Below are 22198 nucleotides of genomic sequence, written 5' to 3' on the forward strand. Positions count from 1 at the left end.
ACTAATTATTTTCTGTTAAAGATAAAATTTCTTGAGAGAAATAAACGTGAATTTACTACAAAATTCGCAATCTTGCCAAACGCCTGTTAGCAGACGTTTTTATTTTTAGTCGACAATAAAATTATAGCCACACATATGACAGATTGGGCCAAAGCTTTCAAAATCAACACCGTCACTATTTTCGCATTTTGGACACATTATACTTCGTAATTTTCCATCTCTATCGCTGTAAAGTTCTGAACCAATATTCCATAATTTTCCAAATTCAGAATAAAAATCTTTTATAAGGAATTTATTATCTGTTTCTAAAAGAGATTCGAAATTTCTATTAATTGCGGCATCAGTTAAATTTAATGAGCCAAAAAACAATTTATTTTTAGTAAATATAAATTTATGATGCATGTTTTGATAATTTCCAAGTACTCTTAAACCTAAAGATTTGCAAAAAATATAATTTCCTTCATGCTTTAATATTTTAATAAGAGCTTTGCTTATGACGATTTCAGATTTACCAGCTTCTTTTGGTCTTATTAAGTCAGATGTATTTAATATTAATAAGGTTTTTTGCTTTTTTTTAGCTCTCTCAATTATTAAGTCAGCAAAGTATTCACTATTAAAATATGCGACAGCAATATGTAAGTCAGAATCTTCCAAAAATAAATTTGATAAGTTTTCTATTATTATTTTATTATCGCCTGGTTTTAAGAAGTGTGTTTTCATAAAATGACTGCTAACGTCCGGCGGCTTCACGTCAGTTGTGGCTTATGGAACTGAGTACTCTCGGCTGGACAGAACGAAGTTATGGAAAAAGCTGTAACATTTTACAATGAAAGTAGCAATTGCATCGAAGCCGCTGTTAGCAGACGTTGTGACTCGTTATAAATATTAATTTTCAATCAAACTCAGCGGCTATATCAATTATATTCAATTTTTCTGATAACTTCGGCATAACTCGACCATACATATCACTATATTCAATTTCTATTGAAAATTCTGATATTTTTCTCCGGCATTTTTCGAAATGCATCATGTATTTTGGATCATCTTGTTCACCTTCAAGAGAAAAAATTTCTAACGATTTTTCTTTACCGATAACGCAATATTCTCCAATAATATGAAAACCTCTTACTGAAAATTTTATTGAACTGTCATTCGTCTTGATAAGTGGAATAAAATCTTTATAAATGTCGCCACGATTATTTAATATTTTTATACTCTTAACTACCATTGGTCCTAATCCATGATTGTATAATGTTAGCGTGACTTTATTTGTGTGCGTATCATATCCTAAATCGCCGAACGGTCTTGCTAATTCTTGCAATGTAAAATGATTACGATCGTCATCAATTTTAGCTAAACGAATAGAAATGTAAGCTAAAATTATTAGGTTAATCATTGACAATAATGGATTACAAATTCCTCCAAAATAATCACCAAATTGTCCCCATTTTTCAGGATCATTGGATGCTTCTTTTTCAAAAAACTTTAGGATATATGCTAACGCAGTTGCGACAATTATTAAAAAACTTGATGACCACATCAAAATCAATAGGGTTTTATTTTTCATATCGGTGTCTTTTGGTTCAATGTCTGCTAACTCATTATATGTATCATAAAACAATACATACACACCTAAAAACAGATAGATATGTATCATAAAACCATACAAATTGATTACAGCCAAATATAATCAAAAAGTTTACAAATCCTCAAAATAGACTCCTAAGCTGCTATATGTTTTACTAACATGCATATAAATCTCTGTCGTGTTAATACCACTATAAAACTAAAGTTCTTGAGCAAACCTTAAAAAAACAAACCTATCCAAAAAAAAATTAAAAAAAAATATACCAAATAAACCACCGTATTGTTAAAAATATTAATTTAGTCAATGTTAAGTTTAAAAAAAATAAAAGAATCATTAACCTTTAAAAAACAAAAATAAAAAGAAAAACGTGCTTGATCCCCAATAAGAGCCAATTACTAACATTAAAAACCATTATCATGAACTACAGATTAAAAGATGACGAACTCATCACAGCAGCAACGTTTATCACAAACGATTTAGTAAACGACAGAGCCGAAATCGAAGTACTCTTTCCAGAAATCAACAAAAAGTATGAAACCGACTTCATTGCCCAAACCGCAACAGTAAAGAAACTCGACAGCAAGTATGCCAAAACCAAACAGCAAACCGCCGCTTCACAAAAACTCTACAACCATTCCGATGGAATACACAAACAATTAAACGTCCTCAGCCTAAAATGCAAAAGGGCAGGAGTACAAACCGGGCTCATCACCACAATCAAGAAAAAACTACATAACCTCGATATGGAAGGAGCACATCAAGACCTTCTAAACCTTGCAAAATTCGTAAAGGACAACATCGAAGTCCTTGGCCCAGTAGGAGTGCAAAATGACTTCCCAGATGCCATTACCGACGAAGCCGAAAAGCTCTTATTTCTAAATGGTGTCCAAAACAGCCTAATCACCCAAGGCGAAAAACTAACCGAGGCAAACCAAAAAGAGTACAAGAAACTCCGAAAAATGATCAGCTACATCATGAATGCAGGAAGACTAACTTTCGAAGACAAACGAAGAAAACACTACACCATGTCCGATCTAGTCCAAAGGATGCGGTCCTTCAATCAAGGAAAGAAAGACGATGATAACGACACACCAGAATAAACCAAAAGCCCAGTACATCTGGGCTTTTTAATACATATAATACCCCAACCACCTTCCCCAATCCTGTTGTCATTCCGAGCGCAGTCAAGGAATCCCAATCAAACTCCCCAATCAAACTCCCCAATCCATATCCCCAATCCATATCCCCAATCTAGGTGTCATCCCGAGCGCAGTCGAGGGACAGCAATCCATATCCTCAATCAAAAGGCCAAAACCTTTAAAAAATCCCCAATCTCAAAACCAAAATGCTCTTCCCGAACGCTTAATTTCAAATTGCAATCACTTAACGTCCTTCCCGAACACTTAATGCCTTTCCCGAACGCTTAATTTCAAATTGCAATCACTTAACGTCCTTCCCGAACGCTTAACGCCTTTCCCGAACGCTTAATTTCAAATCGCAATCGCTTAACGTCCTTCCCGAACGCTTAATGCCTTTTCCGAACGCTTAATTTCAAATTGCAATCGCTTAACGTCCTTCCCGAACGCTTAACGCCTTTCCCCGTCACTAAATACGCCATTCCAACCAAAAACAGCTATAAAAAAATCCGTAAAACCTGTTACATCAGTGGTAAAAAAAAAAACCGGACAATTCATCCAGTTTCTTTTACAATCAAGCAGAAATAATAATAAAAAATAAGAATCAATTCCCAACCTTCAACCTCCAAATCGAACCATTCTTACTCCTGTATTTTCCCAACGACTTTTTATTGGATAAAGAGTTAAGCAATTCCTCACTTTCTTTTCTTCCCATACCAGAAAGCACCGAAAACTCTTTTGCCGTAAGCGAATTGTATTTTGCAAAGAGCATTTCCCAATTCTTGGCATATTCCTGCTTTACAGCCTTATCGTTGAGGTTCAATACCGAAACTTCATAAAACGCATAGGGCTTGGAACCATAAACGGTTTCCTGTTTTCCTGCGCCATCCATGAAAATCATGGTAGGGAAGCCCCTAACGCCCATTTGTCTGGCCAGTGCCAAATCTTCTTCAAACAAAACCTTTGCTTTGCTTTCATAATCAGCCTTGAGTTGTACGGTGTTGAGTCCAACAGTATGTGCCGCCGTTTCCAAATGTTCCCATTTGGTGATGTTTTTCTTCTGTAAAAACACCATCTCCCTAATTTCCCTCATAAACAGCACCGCCTTTTCCTTGTCCTGCAGTTGCGCCGCCTTGAAGGCAATAGAAGGCGGGTAGGAGGAGTCCAACGGATCTTCGAGCCATACATCGCCATCAATAGGCATGTCATAATACCCGCTCACCTCGTCCCAGTGGTGTGCCACGTCCGATGGCTTGCTGATACCGCCACTGTTGTAGCTCCAATTGGGCAATAAGCCGCCCATTCTATATTCAATCTCGATGCTGTTGCCGTATTCGAGCTTCAGTTTGCGCAACTGCGGTTCGATACCCCAGCAGGAGGAACAGATAGGGTCAGTAAAGTAGATTACCTTTATAGGTTTTTCATTTTTTTGAAGCACCACCTTGCCGGCAGAGGTTCCGTCGGGAATCGCACAGGCTCCTTCGGCAGGATCACACAATAGCGGATTGTTTTTTGAGGCATCGTTGTTCATATCTCGATTGTTTGTTTGCCCCTGACAGCCTTCAATGAGTGTCAGGAACGTGATTAGTGTATAAATTGTGAGTTGTTTCATTATTAAGGATGTACCGTCCTGCCGATAGAGCGAACTGCAAGGTTCGGTTTCGTTTACGGCAATTAATGTTTATTTTTGTACAAATTTGCAACCTAATTTTGTTTTGCACAATAAGTCAGAAATATATGACCACCCAAAAGACACCCGAAGAAAACGAAACCTGCCCTGCACAAGGCCTCTTGAAAATGCTCTCAGGCAAATGGAAACCCGAGCTATTCCGTTTGGCCACCGAAGCCCCCCTGCGCTTCAACACTCTGTTGCGGCAGATTCCCGAAGCCAACAAGCAGTCGTTATCGGTAGCGCTAAGGGAACTCGAAGAGGTGGGGTTGCTGGAGAAGGTAACCATCAAACAAAAACCCCTGCACATCGAATATTATCTGACGGACAAGGGGAAAGCTTTGATAACGGTATTCAAACAATTGGAGGGATTGTCCTAAAAAAAAACCGGCTGATTAGACCGGTTTTTGTAGTGTAAATTATTTTTTATTCTTGATTGCGGCGTCGCGTTCCTTTTTTGCCTTTTCTCTTTCTTTCTTCGCTCGCTCTCTTTCCAGTGCGCGCTCTTTTTGTGCAGCTTCACGCTCTTTTTTGAACTCTTCACGCTCTGTTTGCAGGTCCTCGCGAACTTCCTCCTGTATTTGTCGTGTAAACTCCTGCATCTCTTTTTCAAACACCTTCATTTCGGCATCAAAAGCTTGCATTTCCTTGTCAAAGGCCTGCATTTCCTTGTCAAAAGCTACGCTTTCAGGATTCATGCCGTCCATTTTTTTGCCGTATTCCTCCATATCCTGCTGCCATTTCTTCATTTCAGCAGAGTTCATCTTCTCTTCAAACTTCTTCATCTGCTCTTCAAATTTTTTCCAAGCCTTTTTGTTCCCTTCCGTATTCGGAACTGCTGGAGGCATAGGCGGAGTAGGGAAATTTGGTACATTTGGCGGCGTAGGATAGTTAGGAACTGCTGGTGGCATCGGTGGGGTTGGCGGCGTAGGCGGTGTAATGTCGTGGTTGCTGTATGCGGTTGCATAGGCAACACCTTCAATTTCTTCTGCTACAACCGCAACTTCGTCGTCATCAGTGTTAGTGCGAACTTGCGTTACCACAGCTTTATTTGATTCTCCAAAAGCTATAAGTTCCTTTCCATTAGAGTCGTTGTACTTGATTATGGTAAACGCCTTAATAGGATCATTCCCCGAAACCTGAAACACAGCTTCGTTGTTGCTTTTTCCTTTGGATTCCATTACCGCTTTAAGCGAAATGATTTCTCCGGCCTTGTTTCGTTTTACTTTGGAAAATTTTAGTGTTGCATTGTGCTGTTCCTTGAACAAGGTTTCCAGTTCCTTTAGTTCAGCATCCGTAGTCTTGGCGGTAACTTCTTTACGGATGGTTGTTGAGGTAGATTGCTCTACAATGGAGTTCTTCTTCTCCTGTGCTACAACTTTTACCTGAAACTGCCACATGAATACGGCCAATGCAGGAACAATGATGGCATACTTCCAGGAGTTCCATCGCTTCGATTGATTTTTGTTTAACATAACGATTCGTTTTTTGATTAATGATTGAAAAAAATGATTACTGATGGCAACACAGCTCTCGTGTGTTGTTATTTTCAAGAGCGTAAACTGATACGCCTTCTTATCGGAGATATTTTTAGAGGCATCGCTGTCTGCAATAAACTCTAAATTCTGTACGATGGCCTTCTTGTAGAACCAAACAAAGGGATTCCACCAAAAAACAATACAAAACACACGTGCGATCAATACGTCTAGTGTATGGTTTTGGGCACAATGTACCTTTTCGTGCTCCAAAATGTTTTCCATTTCGGTCGCGCTGTACAGCTGTGGGTTGTAAACAATATAATTAAAGTAGGAGAAAGGAGCAATGTTGTCCTCAACGTTCACAAACTTATAGTCTTCTTGCTGATAGATGGCCTTTCCTTTCAAGACTTTCTTGAGCGCATAATAATCCAGTGCAAATTTCACAAGCAAAGCCAAGATGCCAAGTGCATAGACCGCTAAACCAACCCAAAACCAATCGATTTCAAAACTTTTTTCGGGAACCACAGTTACAATGGCTTCGGCAGGGGAGTCACCCGCTTGGTAGGCATACGCAGGAACCACGTTTGAGCTAGGAGCTGGTGTATATTCCACTATCGGGGTAGGCTCTACCCAGACTGTTTTTTTAAAAGTAACCACAGGCAATAACACGGAGATAACTAATCCAAATAATAGAAACCATCGGTTACTTTTAAAAAAAGTTTCTTTTCTTAAGAAGAAATAATAGGCCGACAGGAACAATACGATCAATGCCCCCGACTTGATGAAGTATAAAATGATTGGTTCCATAGTAGGTTATTTATTTTTTTCGATCATGTCCAGAATTTCCCTTAACTCATCGGCAGAAATCTTTTCCTCTTTTGCAAAAAAGGATACCATATTCTTATACGAGCTATTAAAATAATTGTCGATGGCCGTATTCATAAATTTTTTACGGTAGTCTTCCTTCTTAACAATAGGAAAATATTGATGGGTGTTCCCAAAAGCATTGTGGGACACGAAACCTTTTTCTTCAAGATTCCTAATGGTTGTCGAGAGCGTGTTATAGTGCGGTTGCTCATCGGTAATTTCTGCCATGACTTCTTTTACGAATGCTTTTTCAAGCTTCCATAAAATATGCATGATTTCTTCTTCCTTATTGGTTAACTTTTGCATAGTTGTAATCTTTGAAGCAAACATACAACTAGTTTTTTAGTTACGCAACTAAAAAAGCAGTTTAATAACGATAAAATTAGTTAGTAGCTGATTTTACTGGCTTCTTTTCGTAAAAGTTTTTGAAGATAGATACAGCATAGAACCGCGAAAGCACCCAAACTCCCCATAAAGATCCAGTTATTCTGATAGCCAAAGCGGGCAATAATTTCCATCCCCACTTTTGAACTGCCAATATGGGCGAGGCTAAAACTCATCGTAAAGAAACCCATATAACGGCCTTCATGACCCTTTGGAGCCCTGCTCAATGCAAACGAATTGGAGAAAGGGAAGATAAAGATTTCCCCAAACGTCATCAAAATCATGCTGATTATTAAAACGCCCACCCATGCGTTCATCAACAGAACCACAAAACTAAACATCATCATCAGCGAGCCCCAAAAGATAAGCTTGATCTTGTTGACACTGTTCCGTTCGAAGATGCTCACAAGGGGCATTTCTAAAAAGAATATCAGCAGACCGTTCATTGTCATTAGTAATCCTGTTTGGAATTCCGTTAGACCATACATCTCACTGTGGTAAATAGGAAGGGTTGTAAAGATCTGGAAGAAGATCATGGCGGTGGCAAAACTTACAAACAAGAACAGCCAAAAGATACGGTCTTTGAACACAGAGGTTACTACCATTTCCTGATGCTCTTGCATGCCTTCGAGTACGGGTTTCTTTTTCTCCTTTACCAGCATCGCAAAAATTAAGATGGACACTATGCACGAAGAACCATCTACCCAAAACAATCCCTGATAGCCGATTCCCATAATAATCAAACCACCAAGTGCAGGACCCGCCGCAAAACCTAGATTCACGGCCAATCGAACTAAAGTAAAGGCACGGGCTCTGTTTTCAGGCTTTGCATAAGTGCCTAACGATACAAACATGGCAGGACGAAACATATCGGCAATGGTCATGATCGAAAACATCGCCAAACACAATCCCCAGAAGGTGGTGATGTATTGAATGAAGAACAGCATCAATCCACTCGTGAAGAGACTAAAGATCATAATTTTGTAGAAGCCTATCTTGTCGGATAACTTCCCTCCAAGCCACGACCCAGCCATCGAACCCAAACCAAAACATACCATAACCCATCCCACTTGGTTATAGGTGAAGTGCAAATCTTCCTTTAAATATTTGGATAGGAAAGGCAGTACCATCATTCCCGCCCGATTGATAAAAGTGATAAGCGTCAGGATCCAGATTTCTCTCGAAAAACCTCTGAAATTATTGATGTAGCGGTTGAAGGCAGCTGAAAGCATTTGTTATTGGTGTAAAATGAGCAGTGAGTGGTTACAAAGTTCTTAAAAATCTGTGTTTCTAACGATAATCCATCCATTATAATTTTATTATTTTTACAAAAAATTTTTTCAGATGAAATTCCTATCCGCATTTATATCCCTTTTTGTTTTTTATACTGGTTTCGCACAAGAATCCTTCGACCGTTCTTCGGTTGAAGCCTTCCAGCAGGAACTCAACACCAAGTTTGCAGATCCGGAACATTCACCGCTGATGGAGGAAGACAGAAAAGAATTTAAAACACTTGATTTTTTCCCGATAAACGAAGCATTGGCAGTAACGGCAACGTTTGTAAAGTCAAAAGGAGAAAAGTCATTTGAGATGAAAACCACCACCGAAAGATTACCTTTATATATAAAATATGGTGAACTCCATTTTACAATTGAAGGGAAAGCGTTTAAATTGGATGTATTCCAAAATTTGGATTTAATCAAGAAGAAAGGCTTCAAGGATCATTTGTTTTTGCCTTTTTCCGACCTTACGTCTGGTAGCGATAGTTACATCGGCGGAAGATACATCGATATGAAAAAACCAAAAGGAAAGACGGTCTTGATTGATTTCAATAAAGCATACAACCCTTATTGTGCCTATAATTATAAATATTCCTGCCCAATTGTACCTTTGCAGAATGATTTAAACATTGAGATCAAGGCAGGAGTGAAAAAATTCCACGATTAATGTACTTCAATCTCCATACGCACAGGTTTACCAATGATGATGAGGTATTGGAATTGGTCAATCAATATCCAAAATCGTTTGACGATGCCATTCCTTGTTTTTCTGTTGGAATTCATCCCTGGTACATTAAGGAAGAAGATATTGAGGAAGAATTAAGGATTATAGAAGACAAGATACAACTGAAAGATTGTCTTGCAATTGGCGAATGCGGGTTGGATAAGCGAATAGAAGTGCCTTTTGATTTGCAGGTTGAAGTATTCGAAAAGCAATTGGCCTTGGCCGAAAAACAAAAGCTTCCCGTTGTGCTGCATTGTGTTGCCGCATTTCAGGAACTAATCGAAATAAAAAAAAGGCTGGACATAAAAGTCCCGATGATCATCCACGGATTTTCGAAGAACCAACAGTTGGCAAAACAACTGCTGGACAATGGTTTTTATATCTCCTTCGGAAAATATTTAATGCAAAAACCAGAATTGGAAGCAGTTCTTAAAACCATTCCTAACGACCGTTTTTTCTTGGAGACCGATACCATAAGCGAAGGGATCAAGAAGGTTTACGAGTTGGCGGGAAAGTATAAAAATATAAGTCAAGAAGAATTAAAGAATACAATCATACAAAATTTTAATATCGTTTTTAAAAATGGCAGAATGGACTGAAAGAGCCGCACTTTTATTTAAAGAAGAAGGCTTGAATAAATTGAAAAATGCAAATGTATTAATCATCGGATTGGGTGGCGTTGGCTCGTTTGCAGCCGAATTCATCACAAGGGCGGGTGTTGGAAAGATGACCATAGTGGATGGTGATGTTGTCGATATAACCAACATCAACCGACAATTGCCAGCATTGCACTCAACCGTTGGAATGCCAAAAATAGACGTAGTAGGCAACCGTTTGATGGACATCAACCCAGAATTAAAGCTTACAAGAATCAAGGAGTTTCTTTCGCCAGAAAGAGCCTTCGAAATTGTTACCGATGAGTTTGATTATGTAATGGATTGTATAGACAGTGTTACCCCAAAGTTCAATCTGATTGTAGGAGCAAAGCGTAAGAAGGTAAAAATCATCAGCTGTATGGGAGCAGGAGGCAAGATGGAGGCTTCCAAAGTAAAAGTGGACGATATCAGTAATACCAAGAGCTGTTTCCTTGCAAGAGTCATCAGAAAACGTCTGAGAGAAGTGAAAATTGACAAGGGAGTGAAAGTGGTATATTCTACCGAAATCCAGGACGAAAGCAGCTTGAAAACTACGGATGGAAAAAACTTCAAGAAATCCTTCTACGGAACAAACAGTTATATGCCGGGTCTTTTCGGTCTCTATGCAGCCGAAACCGTAATAAGGCATCTCTTAAAAGATAAGGAGTAATAATTGTAACTTATCTTCTTCAAACAAAATAGATTTATTTCAATAGTAAAAAGCGGACCCGATCATTCATCGAGGTCCGCTTTTTTTTGATTGCTGACTCTAGAAGTTAACAGGAACTTCAAATCCTTTAAATGCAGCTAGGTTAAATTTGGGTACTTTATTCGATACCAAATAGTGCAATTTGTCCTTCATAAATGGATTAAAATCCTGTCTTTTTTTCATATTCCTTATTTTTATGCTATAAAAATTATGTATATTATAGTTTGGTAAAAAATAATTATTACATTTGTGTAATCGATTACAATAAAATTACAACATGATACATTTCAGTTTCCGTTACGCAACAAATCCTTCCGACGTAGTTGGGTATGATACGCAAAAAATTAGGGAGAACTTTTTAATTGACCAATTATTCACTCCAGAAGACATTCATTTGGTTTATTCCATGTACGATCGTTACATCGTGGGGGGAATTATGCCAGTGAAAGAGAAATTGAAATTAGAAACCATTCCTTACTTGAAATCAGAAAACTTTTTGGACAGAAGGGAATTGGGGATCATCAATGTTGGCGGAAAAGGCCAGGTAAGCGTTGATGGAGAAATTTTTGAATTGAGCAAAAAGGAAGCGCTGTACGTAGGAAGCGGTGCTAAAGAAGTATTTTTCTCTAGCATGGAAGAAAATTCGGCTTTGTTTTACATCAATTCGGCTCCGGCACATTCGCATTTTCCAAATAAGAAAGTGACGAAAGAAAATGCAGAAATCGTGCATTTAGGGGAAGATAAATATGCCAACAAAAGGATCATCAATAAATTGATTGTAAACAGTGTTGTTGAAACATGCCAATTGCAGATGGGATTGACTGAGCTTTTGCCTGGAAACATCTGGAACACCATGCCAGCACACACACACAACAGAAGGATGGAAGCCTATTTCTACTTTGATTTGGAAGAAGGGCAGACCATCTGTCATTTCATGGGCGAACCGCAAAATACAAGACACATCTTTATGCAGAACCATCAGGCAGTTTTATCGCCAGAATGGTCAATCCATTCAGGAGCAGGAACGGCCAACTATTCCTTTATTTGGGGAATGGCGGGTGAAAATTTAGATTACAGCGACATGGATATTTGTCCACCAAACGAATTAAGATAAGCTATGCAATTATTCAATTTAACCAATAAGAATGCCCTGATAACTGGTGGAACGCACGGTTTGGGGATGGCAATCGCCGAAGGTTTGGCAAGTGCCGGAGCACAATTGATCATTACGGGAACAACGCCTTCAAAAATGGAGGAAGCGATTGCTTACTATACTTCAAAAGGCTATCAGGTAAAAGGCTATCTGTTTGATGTAACCGATGAAAATGCGGCTGCAGAAAACATAGCAAAAATTACAAAAGAAGTAGGCGATATCCACATCTTGGTAAACAACGCCGGAATCATCAAAAGAGAATTGGCTATCACAATGCCGGTTGCCGATTTCAGAAAAGTCATTGATGTGGATTTGGTTGGACCTTTTATTATGTCGCAATTGGTTGCAAAACAAATGATTGAACGCAAGGAAGGAAAAATCATCAACATCTGTTCCATGATGAGCGAATTGGGCAGAATCAGTGTTTCGGCTTATGCAGCAGCAAAAGGGGGCTTGAAAATGCTGACGAAAAACCTGGCGACGGAATGGGCAAAACACAACATTCAAGTCAACGGAATCGGTCCGGGATATTTTGCAACTTCACAAACAGAACCGATCAGGATTGACGGTCATCCTTTCAATGAGTTTATCATCAGCAGAACACCAGCGGCACGTTGGGGAGATCCTGAAGATTTGGCTGGAACTGCAGTGTTCTTGGCTTCAAAAGCAAGCGATTTTGTAAACGGACAGATAATTTATGTCGATGGAGGAATTTTGGCAACCATCGGAAAACCTTCAAACGAAGAATAAAAACGATAAAGATGAGTACGACATTTATCCACGACAACTTTTTATTAGAAAATAAATATGCTGAAGAATTGTATCACAACTATTCTAAAAACCAGCCTATTATAGATTACCATAATCATTTATCTCCAAAGTTAATCGCAGAAAACAACATCTTTAAGAATATTACGGATGTTTGGATCAACGGCGACCATTACAAATGGAGAGCAATGCGAACGCTGGGTGTAAAAGAAAAATTTATTACAGGCGATGCTTCAGATAAGGACAAGTTTTTACAATGGGGAAAAACAGTTCCGTACACGATGCGAAATCCTTTGTACCATTGGACACACTTGGAATTGGCGCGTTATTTTGACATTTATGATTTATTGAATGAAAAATCGGCGGAAGCGATTTACGAAGAAACTTCCCGAAAATTGGCCACTCCGGAGTTCTCTTGCCAGAATCTATTAAAGAAGGCAAATGCTGAGTTGGTGTGCACGACGGAAGATCCAATAGATAATTTAGAATACCACCAAGCGCTAAAAAACAGTGATTTTTCAGTGAAAGTGAGTACGGCTTTCCGTCCTGATAAAGCGATTTTGATTTCAAGCGAAACGTATAACGACTACATCGATTCATTGGCTAAAGCAGCTGATTTGGAAATCAATACGTATGATGATTTACGCCAGGCACTTTCCAAGAGAATTGCATATTTCAATGAAAACGGATGCAAGCTTTCTGATCATGGCTTGGATCAGATTTATTTCGAAGATTTTACAGAAAGCGAAATCAAATCGATTTTTAAGAGAAAAAGAAAAAAAGAAGGAATTACGCCTTTGGAAGCTTTAAAATTTCAAAGTGCCATTTTGTTGTTTTTATCGGAAGCGTATCACCAATTTGGTTGGGTACAACAATTTCATTTAGGTGCTCTTCGTAACAATAACGCGAGAATGCACAGTATTTTAGGGCCAGATACAGGTTGGGATTCCATTGGAGATTTTTCTCAAGCTAAGAACCTGTCTGCGTTTTTAAATGCTTTGGATACCAAAGATAAATTGACAAAGACCATCATTTACAACTTGAATCCTGCGGATAATGAAGTGATGGCGACGATGATTGGAAACTTCAACGATGGAAGCATCAAAGGAAAAGTACAGTTTGGATCAGGATGGTGGTTTTTAGACCAGAAAGACGGAATGACAAAACAGATGAATGCCCTGTCAAATATGGGATTGATCAGTTGTTTTATCGGAATGTTGACCGATTCAAGAAGTTTTTTATCGTTTCCTAGACACGAATATTTCAGACGTGTTTTGTGCAATCTTTTGGGAGATGAAATCAAGCGTGGCGAATTGCCAAACGATATGGAATGGATCGGAAAAATGGTTACCGACATCAGTTACAACAATGCAAAAGAATACTTTAAGTTTTAGTCAGATGTTTTTAGAAAGCAGCAATTACAATTGGGAAAAAATCGATGAGAATTTAGACCGGGCAGTCGTTGGTTTTGATGCCTCGCTGATGCTGACGATTGTGCGTTTCAAAAAAGGTGGTATCGGCTATCTTCATCAGCATATCCATTCCCAGGTCGCTTACATTGCCTCCGGATCATTTGAAGTTCAGATTGAAGAAGAAAAAAGAGTATTAAAGACAGGTGATTCGTTTTTTATTCCAACCAATTTAATGCACGGCGTTGTTTGTCTGGAAGAAGGTACTTTGATTGAATCGTTCAGTCCGATGCGCGAAGATTTTATAAAATAATACAAGAAAAATAATGAGTAAGGTAGTCACTTTTGGAGAAATCATGTTGCGTCTTTCGACCGAAAAATATTTGCGTTTTTCACAGTCGAAAAACTTCTCGGCAACTTATGGCGGAGGCGAATTCAATGTCGCGGTTTCTCTTGCAAATTATGGCATCGAAGCCGAATTTGTAACGCGTTTGCCAGAAAATGAAATTGGAGAATGTGCCTTGAAGGAAATGCGAAAAATGAAAGTCAATACCAATAATGTGATTTTTGGTGGTGACCGTTTGGGGATTTATTTCTTGGAGACAGGTTCTGGAAACAGAGGAAGCAATGTGGTTTACGACCGTTCCAACAGTGCGATTGCATCGATTGAAAAAGGAGCGTTTGACTGGGAAAAAATCTTCGAAGGAAAAACGTGGTTCCATTTCAGCGGTATTACGGCGGCGATTTCAGAAAATGCGGCCGAAGAATGTCTGATTGCGATAAAAACTGCACATAAACTGGGCTTGACCATTTCCTGCGATTTGAATTACCGTTCTAAATTATGGAAATACGGCAAACAGCCAAGCGAGGTCATGCCGGAAATGTTAAGCTATTGCAATGTAATCTTAGGTGATATCGATACGGCTAATTTCATGCTGGGAATGGAAAAGGTAGATCCAGATTATACGGATGAAGTGGCCTTGAAAGGATTTTATTCAAAGCTATTTGAAAGGAGTCCAAACTTGAAAATCGCGGCAACCACTTTACGCTATTCGGTGAGTGCTTCGCACCAAAGAATTGGCGGTGTTTTATACGATGGAAATTCAATCTATAAGGCAGTTGTAAAAGAAGTAACTCCGGTTGTGGATCGGGTAGGGACGGGCGATGCCTTTATGGGCGGATTGGTTTACAGCCTGATTACAACACCTGATAATTTACAACGAAACATTGATTTTGCAGTGGCCGCCTGTTGCTTGAAACACACAATTGTGGGCGATTATAATTTGGCGACTTTGCAAGAAATAGAAAATATTGTTAGCGGAGATTCTTCCGGAAAAGTTTCGAGATAATAGTGAATTTTAGAGTATGATAACATTGAAAAAAATATCGCATCTGACTGGTTTCTCGGTTTCAACGGTTTCCAAAGCCTTGAACAACAAGCAGGACATCAATGTGGAAACCAAGAAAAGGATTCAGGAATTTGCCTACCAGAGAAATTACGTTCCAAACAAGAATGCCATTTCATTGCGAAAAAGCAAATCGTTTATCATTGCAGTGATTCTACCTCAAGTAAACGATGCTTTCTACAGTGAAACATTGTGCAACATCCAGAAAATGGCATCCAAGTCGGGTTACCGGATCATGTTTTTCCAATCGTTTGAAAGTACCGCAAAAGAGGTCGTTTATTTAGACGAAATCAACGACGGAAGTGTGGACGGAGCCATTGTCCTTTCTACAAACAGAAATGAATTTAAAGCAAATTATAATAAAATAAATACGATTCCGATCGAGTCTGTGCAGATTACAAAAAGTCAGAATTTAGATGTCTTGAAAGCAGATTGTATGGCAATTTTCGGAAATCTATTAAACCAAATTAATTAGGAATGGCACAATTTACAAGAATAGAAGTCGCACAAAAAATGAAGGAAACCGGATTGGTTCCTTTGTATTACAATCAAGATATTGAATTGTGCAAAAATGTTGTGAAAGCTTGTTATGACGGTGGTGCAAGACTTTTTGAATTCACGGCAAGAGGCGATTTTGCCCACGAGGTTTTTGCCGAATTGGTGAAATATTCGATCAAGGAAATGCCAGAAATGATTTTGGGCGTAGGTTCTGTTACAGATGCGGCAGCGGCTTCGTTATACTTGCAATTGGGAGCCAATTTCATTGTGACGCCTGTTTTTAGGGAAGACATCGCAATCGTTTGCAACCGAAGAAAAGTGCTATGGTCGCCAGGTTGCGGTTCATTGACAGAAATTGCAAAAGCAGAAGAAATGGGCTGTGAAATCATAAAATTATTTCCAGGCGATGTGTACGGACCACAATTTGTAAAAGGGGTCTTGGCACCACAGCCGTGGACGTCAATCATGCCAACGGGTGGTGTTTCTCCAACCGAAGAAAGCCTGAAGCAATGGTTTGATGCAGGCGTTGTCTGTGTAGGAATGGGAAGCAAATTGATCAGTGAGAAAATCATTTCAGAAAAGAATTTCTCGGCTTTGACTTCAGACACCCAAAAAGCCCTATCTATTATCAAATCGGTTAGAAAGTAATTTTCTGATCAACCAAAACCAACCAAGAAACCATTAAAATATGAATCAAGAAACACCAAAAAAGGCAACCAATTTCAGGTGGAGCATCTGCGGATTACTCTTCATTGCCACGACCATAAACTACCTGGATCGTCAAGTACTTTCACTTACTTGGAAAGATTACATACAGCCGGAATTCCATTGGAACAACAATGATTACGGAAACATCACGGCACTATTCTCCATTTTTTATGCGGTAAGCATGCTTTTCGCAGGAAAATTTGTCGATTGGATGGATACCAAAAAAGGTTTCCTTTGGGCAATCTTCATTTGGTCGATTGGTGCGGTTTTACACGCTTTTTGCGGTATTGCAACATCAGGAATCATCACAGGAAATTGGTTTGTAGGTTTTGAAGAATCTAAGGAAATTATCAGTAATATCAACGATGTTTCGCTTGTAATCAGCACCAGTGTTACGTTGTTCATTTTTGCCCGTTTTGTTTTGGCAGTTGGAGAAGCAGGAAACTTTCCTGCAGCCATCAAGGCTACGGCTGAATATTTTCCTAAAAAGGACAGGGCGTTGTCAACCAGTATTTTCAATGCCGGAGCAACCGTTGGAGCCTTGGCGGCACCACTTACGATTCCGTTTATTGCAAAGGCAATGGGTTGGGAAATGGCCTTTATCATTATCGGTGGTTTGGGATTTGTGTGGATGGGATTGTGGATTTTCTACTATAAAAAACCCGAAGCGCATCCAAAAGTAAACGCAGAGGAATTGGCTTATATTCAGCAAGATATCGAAGATTCTGTAGTAAACGCCACAACCGGAGTAGATACAAAATTCACCTTAAAACAATGCTTTAAATACAGACAGACATGGGCATTCATTTTCGGAAAGTTCATGACCGACGGAGTTTGGTGGTTCTATCTATTCTGGACACCGGCCTATTTGAGTTCCGTTTACGGAATGGACAGTACGGAAAGCGCAATTCCATTGGTTGTGTTGTATGTGATTACACTTTTATCAATCATTGGAGGCTGGTTGCCAAGATATTTCGTGGACAGCAAGGGAATGAATCCTTATGCTGGAAGGATGCGAGCGATGTTGATTTTTGCCTTTTTCCCGCTGTTGGCTTTGTTGGCACAACCTGGAGGTGAAATCAGCTATTGGATTCCGGTATTGATTATTGGAGTTGCAGGAGCGGCGCATCAGGCCTGGTCGGCGAATATTTTCTCGACGGTGGGCGATATGTTTCCAAAAAGGGCCATTGCAACCATCACAGGAATAGGCGGAATGGCAGGAGGAATCGGTTCTTTCATCATCAACAAAAGTTCTGGAGTTTTATTCGATTATTCACATAAGACATGGACTACGGTTGACGGCGTTCCGTTTTTGGAAAAATTCCCACAGTTTGTAAATGAGCGTTTGCCGGAAGGCTTCTTTGCAGAATTAGAAAAATCAGGAGCCGTTGTTGTAGACGGTATTGACAAAGGATATATGATTATTTTTTCGGTTTGTGCTGTTGCGTATTTGATTGCGTGGGCAGTTATGAAATCGTTGGTTCCAACTTATAAAGTCATCAAAAATTAAGAAATGAGTACTCAGACAAAACAAAAATTAAATAGGGAGAATCTAGGAAAAGGAGCAAAGTTGCCTATAAAAGTAGTGCAATTTGGAGAGGGGAATTTTTTGCGTGCTTTCGTAGATTATGCTTTCCAAGTATTGAATAAAAAAGTAGATTTTAATGCAGGAGTTGCCGTTGTGCAACCGCTTGAAGGCGGTCTGGTCCACCTGCTGAACGAACAGGACGGATTGTATACTTTGTTCTTAAACGGAATTAAAAAAGGTGAAAAGATCCAAGAGATTGAAGTCATTGATAATATTGTAAAAGGAATCAATCCTTATACAGAATTCGACCAATTTCTGGCATTGGCCAAAGAAGAAGAATTGGAATTTGTGATTTCAAATACAACAGAAGCTGGAATTGAATTCATTGATTCTGATACTATGGATATGACGCCTCCAAAGGCTTTTCCAGCGCGATTGGCTGTTTTATTGCACGAGCGTTACCATCATTTTAACGGAGATAATGCTAAAGGATTGACAATCATTCCGTGCGAATTGATCAATTATAATGCTGATACTTTAAAATCGATTCTGTTGCAATATGCTGATTTATGGAAGTTGGAGGAAGGTTTTAAAAATTGGCTAGAAACAGCTTGTACGTTCCATAACACATTGGTGGACAGGATCGTTCCGGGTTATCCGAGAAATGAAATTGAAGAATATAACAGCAAGATTGATTATGAAGATAATCTGATTGTGACAGCCGAGCCATTTTTCCTTTGGGTGATTGAAGGCGATGAAAAATTGAAAGCAAAATTGCCTTTCGATAAGACCAATCTGGATGTAAAAATCGTTTCCGACATGCAACCGTATCGTACCCGAAAAGTGCGAATTCTAAACGGAGCACACACGGCTATGGTTCCGTTTTCAATCTTATACGGAAATGAAACGGTAAAGGAAAGTGTTGACGATGAGTTTACTGGTGATTTTGTAAACAAGGTAATTTTTGACGAAATCAATCCGACTTTGGATATGGATCAATCAGAATTGAATCAATTTGCAGAAGAAGTTTTAGACCGTTTCAGGAATCCGTTTATCAAGCACCAACTGTCTGATATTGCACTGAATTCAATTTCAAAGTTCAAAGTACGTGTATTGCCAAGTTTACTGAAATATGTAGAATTGAACCAAAAACTCCCAATTTATTTGACGTTTTCTTTGGCTTGTACGATTCGTTTCTACCAAGGAGAATGGAATGGGAATGCACTTCCGATAAAAGACAACCAAGAGATTGCGGATGCTTTCAAAGAAGCTTGGAGTTCAAATAATTCTGAAAAAGTAACGAAGGAAATATTAGCCAATACAGAATTCTGGGATGAAGATTTGAACGAAGTAAAAGGTCTGACAGAAGCTGTGATTTTGGCCTTGAATGAAATTGAATCCAACGGAATTGAAAAAGGTTTCGAGAATTTTAAAAAACAATTTTAATTAAAATTGAGATGAAAAAACTAATAAAAGTAAATCCTGCAGATAATGTGATTGTAGCTTTGACCGATCTGGTACAAGGAGACCGTGTGGAATTCGAAGGAAATACCGTTATTCTTGCCACAGATGTCAAGGCGAAGCACAAGATTGCAGAGCATGATTTGAATATAGGCGACAGCATCAATATGTATGGTGTCCTGGTTGGAAAAGCAACGCAGTTCATTCAAAAAGGCGAAGTGCTGACAACCGTAAACGTAAAGCATCAAAGCGAAGAAGTTAGCCACAAGACGATGACTTTGCCTTGGACGGCGCCTGATGTTTCAAAATGGGACGACAAGACGTTCATGGGATACCACAGGGAAGATGGGCAAGTGGGAACTGAAAATGTATGGCTGTTTTTTCCATTGGTTTTCTGTGAAAACAAGAACATTGAAAAGCTAAAAGAAGTTTTTGAAAACGAATTGCTTCCAAAAAAGCAGGACGATTATCAGATGCTTTTGCGTTCGTTGATGGGAAATGAGGAAGTGGAAGCTCCAAAATCAACTGACGGAAGGCCGGAATTAAACAATATAGAAGTAAAATTTATCACGCACGCGGGCGGTTGTGGCGGTATCCGTCAGGATTCTGAAGTGTTGGCGAAGCTTTTGGCAGGATATGTAAACAATCCGAATGTGGCTGGAGCTACGGTTTTGAGTTTGGGTTGTCAAAATCTACAGATTGATATTTTCAAGAAGGTTTTGAAGGATATGAATCCAGATTTCAACAAAGAAATCCTGATTTATGAGCAACAGCAGATGGGAACGGTTGACAATATGTTACGAACGATTATCAAAGATTCGTATGCGGCTATTTTAAAAGCCAATGCCATTGAAAGAAAGCCTGCGCCATTGTCAAAATTAGTTGTTGGTTTGGAATGCGGAGGTTCTGATGGTTTTTCTGGAATCTCTGCAAATCCAGCACTTGGCGTGGTTTCGGATATTATGGTGGCTTTGGGCGGAAAGACGATCTTGGCTGAATTCCCAGAACTTTGCGGTGTAGAGCAGGAGCTGATGAACCGTTGTGTGGACGAAGAAAAAGCCAACAAATTCCTTTCGTTGATGAAGGCTTTTGAAAAATCTGTGGTTGATGCAGGTTCGGGGTTTGACATGAACCCGTCACCGGGAAATATCAAGGACGGCTTGATTACGGACGCTATGAAATCGGCCGGAGCCTCTAAAAAGGGAGGTGCGGCACCCGTTTCAGACGTATTGGATTATGCCGAATACGTTACAAAACCAGGTTTGAATTTATTGAATACACCAGGAAACGACGCAGAATGTACGACAGGTTTGGTAGGTTCAGGAGCAACGGTTGTTTTGTTTACAACAGGTTTGGGAACGCCGATGGGGAATCCGATTGCACCGGTTGTAAAGATTTCTTCAAATACGCATTTGGCTCAGAAAATGAGCGATATCATTGATATTGATGCAGGAGATGTAATCAGCGGAACCAAAACGATTGCTGAAGTTGGCGAAGACATTATTGATTATATCATTGAGGTAGCCAGCGGAAGGATCAAAACGAAAGCCGATCTGCTCGAGCAAGATGATTTTATTCCGTGGAAAAGGGGAGTATCATTGTAAAACAAAAAACCGTTTAGAATTTCTAAACGGTTTTTTTTATACTTTCGAAGTTGTCTTCTTTGTTGATTTTCTGATGATGAGCTCAGGATCAAGAACCACTTTCTTTTCAATCTTGACTTTCTCCGAATTATTGACCTGTTCCAAGAATACTTTTGCAGCGATTCTTCCCATTTCTAAAGGAAACTGGTCGATTGTACTGATGGACAATTCCATGAACTTTGTAAAGGGTTCGTTACTGAAACCGATTACAGAAACATCTTCGGGTACTTTAAGGTTTTTTGATTTTAATTCTTGAATGGCTCCCAAAGCATCCCAGTCACTTGAAGAGAAGATGGCATCGGGCGGATTCTTTAACTTCAATAGCTTTTTTATTGCTTTTTTTCCATCTTCAATATTACTTCGGGTCTTTATGACATACTCTTCAATGTAATCGATTCCATTATCGCTCAAGGCTTGCTTGTAACCTGCAAAACGATCGCTAAAAATTTCAATATTTAAGTCACCCGAAAAGTGTGCAATTCGTTCACATCCGTTATCTATTAAATGCTGTGTTGCCTTATATCCTCCTTCGAAATCATTGATGGTTACTGAACTGACGTTGTTCATCGTCTTTTTTCTATCGAAAAATATCAGTGGGACATCTTTCTTTAAAATTCTTTCAAACGACTTAATATCATTGCTTGAAGTGGATATAAAGATACCATCTACTTGCGAGTTTAAAAGCGCATCAATATTGGCATTTTCCTTTTCTTGGTCATTATTTGTCTGGCAAATGATTACATGGTAACCAAAAGGAGTCAGTTCTTCTTCAATTCCTCTGATTACTGATCCAAAGAAATTAGTATCAATCCTTGGAACTACAACTCCTACATTATTGCTCTTGCCACTTTTTAAAGCTAGCGCCAATTTATTCTGCTCATAGCCCATTTTTTCAGCTGTTTCAAGAACAAGCTCTTTGGTAGAACTGCTGATATTTGGATTGTTGTTTAATGCTCTGGAAACAGTTGCAGCCGTGATATTCAGCTTGGTAGCAATGTCATAAATGGTAATTTTCTTTCGCATAAAGGTATTCAGGTGAAATTAATCGAGTTGCATTTTGTTGCACAAATGTATACTTTTTTATTTTATAATTGGCCAGTAATTCCCTTGTTTTATTAGGATTATTTTAGTTCTAAACTATGATATGCATATTT

Annotated in this window: 22 protein-coding genes; 15 read left to right on the plus strand and 7 right to left on the minus strand. The window is 39.1% G+C overall.

Going from position 1 to position 22198, the window contains the following annotated elements:
* Positions 1-105: 105 nt before the first annotated feature.
* Positions 106-720, minus strand: a complete 615-nt coding sequence (locus ACI6PS_RS02160; RefSeq protein WP_421010905.1) for a phospholipase D-like domain-containing protein — start codon at positions 718-720, stop codon at positions 106-108.
* Positions 721-892: 172 nt separating this feature from the next.
* Positions 893-1567, minus strand: a complete 675-nt coding sequence (locus ACI6PS_RS02165) for a hypothetical protein (protein ID WP_421010906.1) — start codon at positions 1565-1567, stop codon at positions 893-895.
* Positions 1568-2004: 437 nt separating this feature from the next.
* On the opposite strand from ACI6PS_RS02165, the gene ACI6PS_RS02170 reads away from it, so the two are divergent.
* Complete coding sequence (locus ACI6PS_RS02170) at positions 2005-2688, plus strand: hypothetical protein (protein ID WP_421010907.1); 684 nt, start codon at positions 2005-2007, stop codon at positions 2686-2688.
* Positions 2689-3328: 640 nt separating this feature from the next.
* On the opposite strand, the gene ACI6PS_RS02175 is transcribed toward ACI6PS_RS02170, so the two are convergent.
* On the minus strand, positions 3329-4255 hold the full coding sequence (locus ACI6PS_RS02175) for a ClpXP adapter SpxH family protein (RefSeq protein WP_421011109.1): 927 nt from the start codon (positions 4253-4255) through the stop codon (positions 3329-3331).
* A gap of 206 nt (positions 4256-4461) precedes the next feature.
* Here ACI6PS_RS02175 and ACI6PS_RS02180 point away from each other — a divergent pair, with 206 nt between their 5' ends.
* On the plus strand, positions 4462-4773 hold the full coding sequence (locus ACI6PS_RS02180) for a winged helix-turn-helix transcriptional regulator (RefSeq protein ID WP_421011110.1): 312 nt from the start codon (positions 4462-4464) through the stop codon (positions 4771-4773).
* Positions 4774-4812: 39 nt separating this feature from the next.
* Here the strand turns inward: ACI6PS_RS02180 and ACI6PS_RS02185 are convergent, their stop codons facing one another.
* The 3 genes from ACI6PS_RS02185 to ACI6PS_RS02195 all read right to left on the minus strand — a co-directional run bounded on the left by ACI6PS_RS02185 (position 4813) and on the right by ACI6PS_RS02195 (position 8354).
* On the minus strand, positions 4813-6678 hold the full coding sequence (locus tag ACI6PS_RS02185) for a M56 family metallopeptidase (protein ID WP_421010908.1): 1866 nt from the start codon (positions 6676-6678) through the stop codon (positions 4813-4815).
* 6 nt (positions 6679-6684) lie between these two features.
* Positions 6685-7044, minus strand: coding sequence for a BlaI/MecI/CopY family transcriptional regulator (locus tag ACI6PS_RS02190; RefSeq protein ID WP_421010909.1), 360 nt, complete (start codon positions 7042-7044; stop codon positions 6685-6687).
* Between the two features lie 80 nt (positions 7045-7124).
* Positions 7125-8354 (minus strand): MDR family MFS transporter, encoded by a 1230-nt coding sequence (locus ACI6PS_RS02195; protein WP_421010910.1) that lies wholly within the window; start codon positions 8352-8354, stop codon positions 7125-7127.
* A gap of 112 nt (positions 8355-8466) precedes the next feature.
* Here ACI6PS_RS02195 and ACI6PS_RS02200 point away from each other — a divergent pair, with 112 nt between their 5' ends.
* From ACI6PS_RS02200 to ACI6PS_RS02260, 13 genes are all read left to right on the plus strand, one after another.
* Positions 8467-9069, plus strand: coding sequence for a DUF1684 domain-containing protein (locus ACI6PS_RS02200; protein ID WP_421010911.1), 603 nt, complete (start codon positions 8467-8469; stop codon positions 9067-9069).
* Entirely contained in the window at positions 9069-9725 is a 657-nt protein-coding gene (locus ACI6PS_RS02205; RefSeq protein ID WP_421010912.1) for a TatD family hydrolase, read from the plus strand. Before ACI6PS_RS02200 ends, ACI6PS_RS02205 begins: the two co-directional genes overlap by 1 nt.
* Complete coding sequence (locus tag ACI6PS_RS02210; protein WP_421010913.1) at positions 9709-10431, plus strand: tRNA threonylcarbamoyladenosine dehydratase; 723 nt, start codon at positions 9709-9711, stop codon at positions 10429-10431. Before ACI6PS_RS02205 ends, ACI6PS_RS02210 begins: the two co-directional genes overlap by 17 nt.
* Positions 10432-10747: 316 nt before the next feature.
* Positions 10748-11584, plus strand: coding sequence for a 5-dehydro-4-deoxy-D-glucuronate isomerase (gene kduI / locus ACI6PS_RS02215; RefSeq protein ID WP_421010914.1), 837 nt, complete (start codon positions 10748-10750; stop codon positions 11582-11584).
* 3 nt (positions 11585-11587) lie between these two features.
* Complete coding sequence (locus tag ACI6PS_RS02220) at positions 11588-12373, plus strand: gluconate 5-dehydrogenase (RefSeq protein WP_421010915.1); 786 nt, start codon at positions 11588-11590, stop codon at positions 12371-12373.
* An 11-nt stretch (positions 12374-12384) separates the two neighbouring features.
* Positions 12385-13785 carry a glucuronate isomerase gene (uxaC, locus tag ACI6PS_RS02225; RefSeq protein ID WP_421010916.1) on the plus strand — a complete coding sequence of 467 codons (1401 nt, stop codon included), beginning with the start codon at positions 12385-12387 and terminating at the stop codon, positions 13783-13785.
* On the plus strand, positions 13760-14113 hold the full coding sequence (locus ACI6PS_RS02230) for a cupin domain-containing protein (RefSeq protein ID WP_421010917.1): 354 nt from the start codon (positions 13760-13762) through the stop codon (positions 14111-14113). The genes uxaC and ACI6PS_RS02230 overlap by 26 nt, the downstream gene beginning before the upstream one ends.
* Before the next feature lie 13 nt (positions 14114-14126).
* Positions 14127-15149 carry a PfkB family carbohydrate kinase gene (locus ACI6PS_RS02235; RefSeq protein ID WP_421010918.1) on the plus strand — a complete coding sequence of 341 codons (1023 nt, stop codon included), beginning with the start codon at positions 14127-14129 and terminating at the stop codon, positions 15147-15149.
* 16 nt (positions 15150-15165) lie between these two features.
* Positions 15166-15681 carry a LacI family DNA-binding transcriptional regulator gene (locus ACI6PS_RS02240; protein ID WP_421010919.1) on the plus strand — a complete coding sequence of 172 codons (516 nt, stop codon included), beginning with the start codon at positions 15166-15168 and terminating at the stop codon, positions 15679-15681.
* A 2-nt stretch (positions 15682-15683) separates the two neighbouring features.
* Positions 15684-16352, plus strand: coding sequence for a bifunctional 4-hydroxy-2-oxoglutarate aldolase/2-dehydro-3-deoxy-phosphogluconate aldolase (locus tag ACI6PS_RS02245; RefSeq protein WP_421010920.1), 669 nt, complete (start codon positions 15684-15686; stop codon positions 16350-16352).
* A gap of 40 nt (positions 16353-16392) precedes the next feature.
* A complete protein-coding gene (locus tag ACI6PS_RS02250) occupies positions 16393-17922 on the plus strand; it encodes an MFS transporter (RefSeq protein ID WP_421010921.1) in 1530 nt (509 codons plus the stop codon).
* Positions 17923-17925: 3 nt separating this feature from the next.
* Positions 17926-19386, plus strand: a complete 1461-nt coding sequence (locus tag ACI6PS_RS02255; RefSeq protein ID WP_421010922.1) for a tagaturonate reductase — start codon at positions 17926-17928, stop codon at positions 19384-19386.
* An 11-nt stretch (positions 19387-19397) separates the two neighbouring features.
* Complete coding sequence (locus tag ACI6PS_RS02260) at positions 19398-21005, plus strand: UxaA family hydrolase (protein WP_421010923.1); 1608 nt, start codon at positions 19398-19400, stop codon at positions 21003-21005.
* A gap of 36 nt (positions 21006-21041) precedes the next feature.
* Here ACI6PS_RS02260 and ACI6PS_RS02265 read toward each other — a convergent pair whose 3' ends face one another.
* The gene (locus ACI6PS_RS02265; RefSeq protein WP_421010924.1) at positions 21042-22067 is read right to left on the minus strand and encodes a LacI family DNA-binding transcriptional regulator; all 1026 of its coding nucleotides are present in this window, start codon (positions 22065-22067) and stop codon (positions 21042-21044) included.
* Positions 22068-22198 lie beyond the last annotated feature (131 nt).

The sequence above is a fragment of the Flavobacterium sp. PLA-1-15 genome, from assembly GCF_049060005.1.
Taxonomy (GTDB): Bacteria; Bacteroidota; Bacteroidia; order Flavobacteriales; family Flavobacteriaceae; genus Flavobacterium.